The organism is Rouxiella silvae, from assembly GCF_002093625.1.
Taxonomy (GTDB): domain Bacteria; phylum Pseudomonadota; class Gammaproteobacteria; order Enterobacterales; family Enterobacteriaceae; genus Rouxiella; species Rouxiella silvae.
The window spans coordinates 1-12,320 of record NZ_MRWD01000015.1; the positions used below are offsets into that span (position 1 = coordinate 1).

The window sequence follows — 12,320 nt, forward strand, 5'->3', positions numbered from 1 at the left end:
ATTATATATGCATATAAGTTATTGGCAATATTACAAATTGAAAATGCCAGTATTTTAAGAAAAGTTTATTTAATCATCAGAGCTGAAATTACCGGCACGGCACAGCTTTGGTTCATTCCCGCATTAATCATTACAGCTTTTCTCTGCCTACTGCTAAGAAATAGCATAAAATGCAAACCTAAAATCACACTGGTTTTTATAAGCATTCTCTGGATTACTGGCGTTTTATTAAACTGGCGATTTGTAATAATAGATAGCCCGAATTCCTTTTTTTACAGAAACGGATTTTTTTACGGCATCCCCATGTTTTTCATAGGTTATTTTATTGCAAGCAATGACTTTATCATTGCCGCCGTGCAAGGAAAATTAAAAGCCTTGCTGTTGCTGTCCCTCATTTTATCTGCATACGAATCGTTAGCATGGACAAAATTTATCAATGATTCGGGCAGTCACTTCATCAACTCGATGGACATGACTTTCTCTGCCCCCTTTTTATCTACGGTTTTATTCTTACTCTGCTTACGAAGGCCTGGGATCATTGCCTTATCAGGACTTGAACGCTTAACCTCAACGTTTATGTATTACTCACACATTCTGTTTCTTGATGCAGCATATTTAGTCTTATATTATTGCTCGAGTTGGTCAGGGGTAAATATTCCGCTTAAAGAAATGGCAACTGTCGCCGCCGTACTGCTCATTATTACTTGTTGCTTCTTTTTTCAAAAAACAATAAAAAGACTGGTTTAATTTATATCCTATGGATAAAGCCGTTACGACATCGCAACTTTACACAGTCAACACAAAGAAAAAAGGCCTGTCCTTAACGGCGCAGGCCTTATTAACCAAGATGAGTATAAACCTACAGTCGTTAAATTTTCAGCTTGATATAATCAATGGCGCGGCTCACGATGCCGCCTTTAGGCAAGTCTTCCAACGCCACCAGCGGCACGGTTTTGATGACCTTGCCATTATCAACGATATTGATGGTGCCTACGGCATCACCCTTCTTAAGCGGTGCGTCAATTTGCGGATTAGTTAACACGTATTGTGCCTTAACCTTTTCGCTATCTGCCTGCGGAATATTCAAGTAAACGTCGTCAAGGCTGCCCACTTTAAGCTGGGGTTTATCACCAAACCATACTTTCTCGGTTGAAACGCCCTGACCTGCTTTGAATACCTGCATGCTGGTAAACTCGCGGAAGCCCCAGGTCAGTAGTTTACGCGCCTGTTCTTCACGGCCCTTAGAGCTTTTGCCGCCCATCACCACGGCAATCAGGCGGCGATTGCCTTCCGTTGCCGAAGCAATGATGTTATAGCCTGCCGTTTCGGTATGACCGGTCTTCAGGCCGTCGACGTTGAGGTTTTTATCCCACAGCAGGCCGTTGCGGTTTTGCTGAGTGATATTGTCATAGGTCAGCGATTTCTCGTCATACATATGATATTCCTCAGGTTCGCCACCGATAATGGCGCGCGAGAGCTTAGCCAAATCGTACGAGGTCGTGAACTGCCCTGGTGCATCCAGGCCGTGAACCGTTTCAAAGTGGGAGTTAGTCAAGCCAAGCTTTTGTACGTACTGGTTCATGATGCCCACGAATGCGTCTTGGCTGCCTGACACATAATCAGCCATCGCTACACAGGCGTCATTCCCAGAGTCGATAATAATACCTTGAATCAGGTTGCGCACAGAAACGCGATCGCCCGGCTTCAAGAACATTAATGAAGAACCTGCCAGGACTTTATTCCCTGCAACCCAGGCCTCCTGAGGCACGGTAACCACGTCATCCATGCTTATCTTGTGCGCATCTAAAGCCCGGTCAATGACATATCCTGTCATCAATTTTGTCAGACTCGCAGGATTGCGGCGTTCGTCAGGATTTCCGGAAGCCAGTACATCGCCGGTAGCGTAATCCATAAGAACAAAAGAAGCAGCATCAATGCTGGGTGGCACTACCTGAAAATCGATCGGTGCTACGGCCCATGCGTTGCTCGCAGAAACACAGATTACACCGGACAAAATACTTAATACTAAACGCTTCACTTAATCATCCTCAAACGCTCTTTTAAAGTCAGCCCACCCCCTAACATCAGGGCAGCCGCACAAGGCAAAATTGTACCATTGGCGGCATAGGTTGCATTAAATCACGCCGAAGCTAAACAATAAGACCTTTGCTGAAAGTTTCACAATGAAACCATTTGCTTACAATTTCAGTATCATCCCCATTATTAGTGCGCTCTATCCCACGATTACAACATTCGATTAGACTCGGTCTCATATCCTTCATAAGCTTGTGACATTATATTAACAATCCCGAGAAATTTGACTGGATGGGGTTGTTTTACTCACACCTGCGAAGACCTAATATGAAATTCAAATCCGAGATTAAGCCCTATACCGGCGCGGCTGGCGGTTGGGGTTCGCTGGAAGCTACCACCCGCTACGTTTTCGACAGTAAAAAAGTCCTTTCTAACCTGCGTAACCTGCTGCGTGTTAACAAAGGTCGTGGTTTTGACTGTCCCGGCTGCGCATGGGGAGACGATAACCACAGTACTTTTAGCTTTTGTGAGAACGGCGCCAAGGCCGTCAGTTGGGAAGCAACTCGTAAGGCCGTTGAGCCGGAATTTTTTGCCCAACACAGTGTGGCAAAACTGCGTGAACAAAGTGACTATTTCCTTGAGTATCAGGGGCGTCTGACTCATCCGCTGCGCTACAATCGCACCACCGATCACTATGAGCCCATTGCCTGGGACGCTGCTTTCTCACTCATTGCCAGCCATTTGAACGGGCTTGAAAGCCCTGACCAAGCCGATTTTTACACCTCGGGCCGCGCCAGTAATGAAGCCTCATACCTCTATCAGGTGTTTGGCCGCATGTTCGGCACCAACAACTTTCCCGACTGCTCAAACATGTGCCATGAGGCCAGCGGTGTCGGCCTCAAGCAAAGTATTGGCATCGGTAAAGGCACCATTCGTTTAGATGATTTTGAGAAGGCCGATGCGATTTTTGTATTTGGCCAAAATCCAGGCACCAACCATCCCCGCATGCTGCACAGCCTGCGTCATGCCGCCGATCGCGGTGCCAAAGTAGTCAGTTTTAATACCTTGCGTGAGCGCGGCCTGGAACGTTTTGCCGACCCTCAAAAACCGCTGGAAGTCGTCACCACTAAGTCGGGACGCATCAGTTCCGCTTACTATCAGCCAAATCTTGGCGGCGATATGGCGGCGATCCGTGGCATGGTTAAAGTGTTGTTGCAAATTCACCGCCAGCGCATCGCCTCCGGTGAACCTTCACTATTCGACCAAGAGTTTATCGCCCAACACTGCGTGGGCGTTGACGAGTACCTCGACATTGTTGACCAAACTAGCTGGGAGCACATCACCCAACAGTCTGGCCTGAGCGAGTTCGAAATTCGCGAAGCCGCCACGATTTATATGAACGCGGAACGGGTTATCTGCACCTGGGCAATGGGCATTACGCAGCATAAACACTCTGTGCCAACAGTGCGTGAAATCACCAATCTTCAGCTGCTGTTTGGGCAACTGGGTAAACCAGGGGCGGGCCTGTGTCCAGTACGCGGCCACAGTAACGTGCAGGGGAACCGCACTATGGGTATCGATGAAAAAGCACCAAAAGCGCTGCTCGATAACCTTGAGCGCCATTTCAAATTTACCCCGCCGCGCCAACAGGGCCATAATACCGTCGAGGCTCTGGAAGCGATGCTGCGCGGTGAAGCCAAAGTGCTGATTGCCTTGGGCGGCAACCTGGCAGCAGCGGCTCCTGATACGCCACGCACTGAGCAGGCGCTGAGTCACTGTGATTTAACAGTACAAATCAGCACCAAGCTCAACCGCAGTCACCTCACCCCTGGACGCGAAGCGCTGATTCTGCCGACACTTGGCCGCACTGAGCTGGATATGCAGGCCACGGGTTCTCAGTTTATTACGGTTGAAGACTCGTTCAGCATGGTGCACGCCTCTGAAGGCGTGGGTATTCCACTCTCAACCGAGCAGCGTTCTGAAACGGCGATTGTCTGCGGAATTGCCGATGCGGTGTTGGGTAAACGTTACCTCGACTGGATGGCACTGGCGGATGATTACAATCTGATCCGTGACCATATTGAGGCCACGATCCCCGGCTTTAGCGATTTCAATCAGCGCTGTGATATTAAAGGCGGTTTTTATCTGGGGAACGCCGCAGCCGAGCTCAAATTCAATACGCCAAGCGGCAAGGCAAATTTCAGTGCCGCACTGTTGCCTGAACGTGTTACGCCATTTGAGCATGAAAACGCACCGTTTACCTTGCAAACATTGCGTTCACACGACCAGTACAACACGACTATTTATGGTCTCGATGACCGCTATCGTGGCGTATACGGCCAGCGCGAAGTCCTGTTCATTCATCCACAAGACTTGGCCGACCTGGGCTTTAATGATGGCGAGCTGGTCGAGATTGAAACACTGTGGAACGACGGTATTGAACGCAAAGTGAGCGGCTTCAAACTGGTAAGCTATGATATTCCGCGTGGAAATTTGGCCGCCTATTATCCCGAAACTAACCCGCTGGTGCCGCTGTCGAGCTTTGGCGATCAGACACATACGCCGACCTCGAAATCCATTCCTGTGGCTATTCGCCGCTGTGAAGCGGTGGTCGATACTCGCCGCATTGCCTGATTAAGCATTAATCATCAAGAGCAGCAGAGGGGCGCATAATCATTTATGCGCCCTTTTTTGTTATTCATTACAGAATATTAGCCAATCGACGGCGTTAGATTTCCATAGCGAGTACCGCGATAAACATCCATCTCATTGCAGGCTTCGCGTGGCCAGCCAAGGGGATAAGCCACAATACTGTTGTCCGTGTTGTCTAACAATGCTTCTTGTAGCGTTTTGCTTTGTCTGCGATGCAAATAAATAATCTCCACTGTTGCCTCGCCGGTAATAGCCTGCGTCACCCCGTACCTTTGCGCTATGCGATTAATAAACTCGGACGGACACTGTGAATAGTCCCCTTTGCGCCGATACAGCGCGTAATATAACTCAATTGTTTGCCGTTCTGCTTTTAGCTCGCTCACGGTAGCCTCCAGATAGCGCGTTATTTCATTTCTAAACATTCTATTACCCTGCATAAAAGGATGGCCGTCGAGGGATCCTTTCAAACGCCCTGCTAACACCTCCATTAAGCTGAAAGTCTGCATCTGACCATTTGGCGAATAATTAAATTGAAGTTTATCCAGGTCGGATTTTACAAAACCATAACGAATGATCCGACTGTGATAAAACAACCGAGCGGGCAGAGTGTAATAAGGCGTTACCATTGATTTAACGCGGTCAATTCCCAGACCCGCCATCCTGTGCTGTTCAAGATTTGTCACTCTCTCCCCTAAAAGCTGTTCAGCAGAAGCGTTTATTACTTGATGCAGCATCAATGAAACATCAGCGGGCAGCGCTTTAGGAAAAATAAAGACTGGTTTTTGCCGTTGGCTAACGTGATTAAACTGTTTGTTTTGGTTAATCTCCCGTAGTGGAAACACGCGGATCCTAAAAGGTGAAAAATCAATGCGTGTAATATTAACTGCATCAGGATCCACATTTTTTTGAGTTCTCAGGTACTGGCAAATGTCACCATGACTAAAGTTTAGATATTCCTCTGTGACTATTCTCAAAAATTGCCAACGATGCACGTAGTTGTATTCTTGAACGTAATCGCCAACTTTGGCATTGCGGTATGCCTCCAATATAGCCTGAGTCTGCATACTAATAGTGCTGGGATAGATAACCTGCACTTTCTGTCCTTTATATTTAATCAACGCCTCAAGAAGCGGCAGTTCTTCACGCCGCAGTGTCGATAAAACGCCGACACTGGCTGAGCTAATGTGAAGACAAATCACGGGGCACTCTTTTAATGGGTAATTGATTTTCCGCCGATATGAGATAAGGTCTATAAAATCTGAGTCTTGCATAGAAAGCACTCGAAAATAGCTGTCAGCAACAGTGATTGACGCGGAGTCTGGCTCAAGGGTTAATGAAAGAGAAGGCATTTTTTTCCGTGGGAAAGGTAAGCCAAACAGTAAAGCATCCATTACCAGCTTATTGAAATTTCTTGCTATTTTTGATTGCTGTTGAAATAAGCGGAAATTAACTCTTTCGTCCGCCGGGACTCTGACAATACCTCTGCGCTGAAACTCCTGACTTTGCTCAGACGTAAGTTCAATATTGTGTTCAACCGTAACCGGCTTTGCTGTGTCGTTTTTTTTAATTTCAAAGTGCAGTTTGAGTTTATCAAAAAAACGAAGTTTAAAATCAACAATATTGGTATCCTGATATCCGCCGTGTTTCTCTTCATTATATACAGCAAGAATGGTGGCTTTAAACACTTCCAGGGCTGCTAACAGCATGACCGAATAGGCAACCGCCTTTATGCCCTGCTTTTTAGCTATCAGGTGCGGTACATTAGCCAGCAATCCATTTGATAGATCGCCCAGAATTTCAAAAGTTTCCAGAATCGTCTGTTTCTGCTTGTCTTTTATTCTGTCATTTATCATATCGAGGAATATTTTAATGTCCTCTTCTCTAGCCAGAAAATCGTTTTCACTGGCATATTTAATAATATTATTGACCGTCACTTTCCCTTCAAGGGAATATACCGTGCTTGATATATCATCAAGACTCACCGAATTTTGTATTGCTCTTAAAGAACTCATCGACTTTACGGACGTACGAATAATTCTCACACCCTTTTTATCGTAATAAAACAGCGAGTCGCTGGATGACTGATAAGTGCTAAACGACTCGACGCTTGAACCATGAAACCGCGCAATCATCTCAGAAGCCTGTCCAGCCGCTCTCTCACCCGGCGCCTCGGTAGAGAGAATCACGCCTCGATTTGGGGATATTAAGAGAGTCCCTGAGGGAGACGTGGTGTCGGTGATATCAGAAAAGAGATCCTGGGGCCGTAAATAGAGCGTATTTTTAATTAACTTCATTAATTCGGTACTTTTATCGGCGACAAGTGACAGCGTCGGTGCCTCAATGCTACAGATTATTATTTTCTCTAGGGTATCAAGCTGCTGATTGCTTACTCCCTCATAGCATCCCCAAAGCGGAATAAATGAGGCAATTGAAATTTCACTGTACCAGTCTTGCATTCGGGTTATGAAGGTGCTGCCCATAAGTTTATTTTTTCTTGGTGTGCTGAACGCGATCAGGTCAACAAAAACTTCGGCTGCCTGTAAAAACTCCCCACCTACGTTAAACGAACCGATCTCGTTCAACACTAGGCTTAGCCCACCTTCTATTTCATGAAATCGATAGCCGGTCTTTTCAAAAAAAACCTCTTCAATCTCTCCACCTTTAAAAAAATTACGGTTATTAAGCATTTCATTTTTTATTCTATCTTCATCCGATCCTAAATAGGAGCATTCTGCAGAATCATCCATATAGAAAAAATGACGATTATTGTTAAATTCAAAACTCAGTACTCCTCCCTGAAAAAAATCATCTTTTCTTAAACTACGCGACGACCCTGTTAGCCAGCAGGTAAGGGATAGACTATACACATTCAGCTTAACCCTTTGCTGACTTGACTGATAGAACCAGTTTTCCATAATAAAATTAAGCGTAATACGTACTGATGTAATAAGAGACTGCCTAATATTATTTATCCCATTTTTTTTTGAAAGTGTATTATTGCCATGATGAAAGGCATAAATTTGTTCAACCACCGTTTGGCTACTAAAAGCCAGAGCGTCGTGACGTCCAAGTTCGATGGCATTAAATTTATAGAGGCGACTTATTATTTCCTGATGTCTATTGTTAGCCAATCGTTCATGTAATACATCGAGCGACATTAGCTCAATGATGAAGCAAACGGGAGGATGGGTGAGCATTTTCATAAATTTCTGCTTATCGGTGTTCTTTACCGACTCATCCGTCAGCAAATGTATGAAATCATTTGCCCTCTCTATCGGCCTGCCTCGCCTATTAGCAGGAAAGTACTGCTCAATTACAATACCTAACATCAGTTTCCAACCGCGCATTTCATGCGTGCGGTAAACATTGCCATCAGCAAGATGAAAGGGAAAAGAAATGATACCGACTACGCGAGCGAGACGAGCATTAATGAATTCACTCCCAGAGTCTATTTTTATATAAGTTTTTAACTTTTGCGCAAGACCGTCATCAATGGTAGCCAATGTGTTAAGCAATGCGTATATTTCTGCAAAGCGACTCAGTTCAAAAACGCTCTCAATATTTAATAAATAAAAAATATATTTTACATAACCATTGATAATCCAAGAGAGAGGTTGTCGCCCCATATCCAAGCTTGCACAAGAATAGAACTGAGAAATTACCCGTGGAATATCACGCGTTGTATCATCCAAATAAAGCGGGCTTCCGGCCAATAACGTCATGCTAGTGTCGTCCAGCATTTTTTCAACCATCTTTAAAACGCTGAACACCTTTTCCCCGTTACTGAGCAGCGGTTTATAACATTGTGTAATATCATCGTAGGTATAATCATCGGGAAATAATTGCTCGATATTGGGATTTTTGATTAATGTCTTGCTTCTTGCCGCTGTGCTACCGTTTAAAGACCGTGCCTCTTTACGACTTTGCCAATTGAAGGCGGCCTTGGCAGGTAATCTCTGCGCATCGGCGGCGCTGAACAGGCTCATTGTGCGGTCAAGGTGTTGTAACTTTTCTCTTATCCAATCAGCTACTGTGCCGCCTACCCTCTCTTTATGTGCTTTTATCGCCGTTGTAGGACCGATTTTTTTAAGTACCGGTGCTGGCCTGAAAGCCGCTGAAACCTCACTCATTGCCGTTGCCTTTTTCATCGATGCCGCCTGCACATCCAAAGACACCGCTACCGCTCCGTTCGCCGCGTCTATTATCACCGCGCTTCGCCCGCTATTTAATTGATACAGAACCCGGTGACTACCGGTATCCAGTCTGATATCCACCGTGGTGCCTGATAAATAAGGTGCCAGATGTGTCCTGTTCCCGTCAGGCTCACTGACGCAGCACTGGCGTTCAACGTTGAAGTATGGCCCTTGAAACAGCGCAGTCGAGTGATGGGAAATACGGTAAAGTCGGTTTTCATGACGAGGACCGTAATAAGGTTCTGCCCCCGGAAAAGCGAGAGTGAGCAAGTTTGCAGATTCTGTGCCCGCCGTATCTTGCTCAACATTATTATCAGGTTTGGGCGAAACGGCGAATATCGAGCGTTCGTCCCTGTACTGAGGGCCATTGACAGGGAATAAAACGCGCAGGGGATCGCAGGTAATAAGATGATACAGCGCAGTTCCCAGTCCAGCGATAAAGCGATCGCCTTCTTTTATCAAGGGAATGAACATAGCAGGGATCATCTGCTGTATTAGGTAGCAACCTGTACGTCGAGATGAAAGAAACGCAAGCAGTTTCCTGTCCGATCCTTCGCCATTTGAGGTTTTCAGCGCTCCCTTACGCGTGAGCAGTTTTTTAAGCTGCTTGAACACCTGTTTATTATGGTCCGTGGGTATGCCAATTGAAGTCAGGCCGGAAAATGCCAAAAAGCAGGTTATTTCCTGCGACAAACCTTCGACAGTTTTTTCTGGCGGGGGAAACGGCGAAGGTGAATAAAGTGCCGACAGCAGTTGCTTAGCCTCGTCACTCGCCAAGGCCTGCTCGGCTTTTTCCACCTCAATAAGCTGCATAAAAGCCTGCTCATTTTTCTTACTCTTAAAACAGTGACTCAACATGCTCTCAATGTGACCGTTAAGCCGTTCGCTCCCCCTTTGCATGAGTCGATGTAGTTTTGGTGAAACACCCACCGAAAGCAACTGGACAGGAGAGTTCCTTATAGTTTCAACAAAATGGGTGAACTGATTGTATATATGAAGACAGGTGTAAAGCGCCGTTGAGCGCCTGATGACCTGTGGCTTCGGTACTGGTGAAATCGGTGCAGGCATAACCCGACGCCTTGTGGTATTGGCAAACTGCCCGTATTAATCATTACATTGTTTTTAACCGCTGAGATATTCCAGCGCTACCACTTTGCGCTCAATGTTTCTTACCCTGGACCAAAAAACGCCGTCGGTGACTTTCAACCCATTTTAATCATGGCAAAATAGGCAGATGCCGCTTGCCCAAGGTGGCCGATTCGCGTAAAACTGTCTGCCGCTAATCGAACCACTCTAACCTCAATCTCTGGACGATATGTTTCAAGATAACCCGCTGCTCGCACAGCTAAAACAGCAACTTCACTCTCAGACGCCACGTGTCGAAGGCATCGTAAAAGGCACTGAGAAAGGCTTTGGCTTTCTTGAAGTAGACGGTCAAAAGAGCTATTTCATCCCGCCTCCGTACATGAAAAAAGTCATGCACGGTGACCGGATTATTGCCTCTGTGCAAACCGAAAAAGAGCGTGAAATCGTTCAGCCAGAAACGTTGGTAGAACCTTTTCTGAGCCGCTTTGTGGGCCGCGTAATTAAAAAAGACGATCGTCTTTCTATTATGCCGGACCATCCGCTGCTGCGTGAAGCCATTCAATGCCGTACCGGTCGTGACTTCAATCATGAAGTTAACGAAGGTGATTGGTGCGTTGCCGAAATGCGCCGCCATCCGTTGAAAGAAGGCGATCGTGCTTTTCAGGCCGAATTGACCGAGTGGATCACTACCGGCGCTGACGATTTGGCTCCGTGGTGGGTGACCCTGGCGCGTCATAATCTGGAACGCGAAGCGCCAAACTTTGACGTAACCGAGCTGCTGGAACAAGGCCTGACGCGTGAAGACTTAACCGCCCTGCCGTTTGTTACCATCGACAGCGCCAGCACCAAAGACATGGATGACGCGCTGTATGTTAAAGACAACGGCGACGGCACCTTGCAACTGAACATTGCCATTGCAGACCCAACAGCCTACGTGACCGAAGGCAGTGATGCGGACAATTTGGCCCGCAAACGCGCTTTCACTAACTATCTGCCGGGCTTTAACATTCCAATGTTGCCGCGCGAACTCTCAGATAATCTGTGCTCTCTGCTGCCAAATGAACGCCGCCCAGTCCTGGCGTGCAGCGTAACTCTGTCTGCCGACGGTGCACTGGGCAATGATATTCGCTTCTTTGCTGCCTGGATCGAGTCAAACGCCAAGCTGGTTTATGACGAAGTGTCTGACTGGTTGGAAGAGACCGGCACCGGCGAATGGAAGCCGCAGAACGACACCATCGCCGAGCAAATTCATCTGCTCAAACGCGTGTGCGACGTACGCAGCGCTTGGCGCACCGCTAACGCATTGGTGTTCAAAGACAGACCTGACTTCCGCTTCGTGCTGGGAGAAAAAGGCAACGTGCTGGAGATCATTGCCGAGCACCGCCGCATTGCCAACCGCATCGTTGAAGAGTGCATGATCGCCGCCAACGTCTGTGCCGCCATTGCACTACGCGACGGTTTAGGTTTCGGCGTGTATAACGTACATCACGGTTTTGACCCACTGCTGGTTGAAAATGCCGTGGCCGTATTGCAGGCAAATGACGTTGAGGCTGACGGTCCTACGTTGCTGACTCTGCCGGGCTTCTGCGCACTGCGCCGTAAGCTAGATGCCATGCCAACACAGTTCCTCGACAGCCGCATTCGCCGCTTCCAGACCTTTGCAGAAATCAGTACCGTTCCTGGCCCGCACTTCGGTCTTGGGCTGGAAGCTTATGCAACCTGGACATCACCGATTCGTAAATACGGCGACATGGTAAACCATCGTTTGATTAAGGCGATGATTACACAGCAGAGTGCCGATAAGCCGCAGGACGATATGACCGTTCAGCTCGCCGAGCGTCGTCGTTTAGGCCGCATGGCCGAGCGTGACGTGGGTGATTGGCTGTATGCACGTTATCTCGAAGATAAAGTCGGCACTGAGGTTAAATTCAGCGCCGAGGTTATCGACGTGACTCGCGGCGGTTTGCGCGTTCGCCTTCAGGATATTGGCGCGGTCGCCTTTATTCCTGCGCCATTCCTGCATGCCGTCCGCGACGAGCTGGTGTGCAGCCAGGATACCGGTACGGTGTTGATCAAAGGTGAAGTGGCTTATCGCCAGAGCGACATTATTGACGTCAACATTGCTGAAGTCCGTATGGAAAACCGCAACGTGATTGCCAAACCTGCTGCCTAAGCCCTTTTAAACAGCATCCCCCTTAAAAACCTGCCGGCTCACGTCGACAGGTTTTTTTTATGCCCTTTTTCCCTCCGAGTGCGACAGTTAATGCGCATGCGTTGGCACAAATGAAAGATAAGGAGTAGAGTTTACTGACTTAAATTTCATTAAATGATTATCATTATCAAAATAGACAGTAA

The 12,320-nt window shown here is 47.2% G+C and carries 5 protein-coding genes; 3 read left to right on the forward strand and 2 right to left on the reverse strand.

Annotated features, from left to right (window positions below; all coding sequences use genetic code 11):
* Window positions 1–747, forward strand: a 747-nt coding sequence (locus BS639_RS24885; RefSeq protein WP_158086926.1) for an acyltransferase family protein, incomplete at its 5' end; no start/stop codon positions are given.
* A 121-nt stretch (window positions 748–868) separates the two neighbouring features.
* On the opposite strand, the gene dacD is transcribed toward BS639_RS24885, so the two are convergent.
* Window positions 869–2,038, reverse strand: coding sequence for a serine-type D-Ala-D-Ala carboxypeptidase DacD (gene dacD / locus BS639_RS07975; protein ID WP_055779599.1), 1,170 nt, complete (start codon window positions 2,036–2,038; stop codon window positions 869–871).
* A gap of 323 nt (window positions 2,039–2,361) precedes the next feature.
* Here dacD and BS639_RS07980 point away from each other — a divergent pair, with 323 nt between their 5' ends.
* The gene (locus BS639_RS07980) at window positions 2,362–4,668 is read left to right on the forward strand and encodes an FdhF/YdeP family oxidoreductase (RefSeq protein ID WP_084982762.1); all 2,307 of its coding nucleotides are present in this window, start codon (window positions 2,362–2,364) and stop codon (window positions 4,666–4,668) included.
* A 77-nt stretch (window positions 4,669–4,745) separates the two neighbouring features.
* Here BS639_RS07980 and BS639_RS07985 read toward each other — a convergent pair whose 3' ends face one another.
* Window positions 4,746–9,947: a hypothetical protein gene (locus BS639_RS07985; RefSeq protein ID WP_139804063.1), complete on the reverse strand. Its 5,202-nt coding sequence runs from the start codon at window positions 9,945–9,947 to the stop codon at window positions 4,746–4,748.
* A gap of 247 nt (window positions 9,948–10,194) precedes the next feature.
* Between BS639_RS07985 and BS639_RS07990 the strand changes: the two genes are divergently transcribed.
* Window positions 10,195–12,138 carry an exoribonuclease II gene (locus tag BS639_RS07990; RefSeq protein WP_055779608.1) on the forward strand — a complete coding sequence of 648 codons (1,944 nt, stop codon included), beginning with the start codon at window positions 10,195–10,197 and terminating at the stop codon, window positions 12,136–12,138.
* Window positions 12,139–12,320 lie beyond the last annotated feature (182 nt).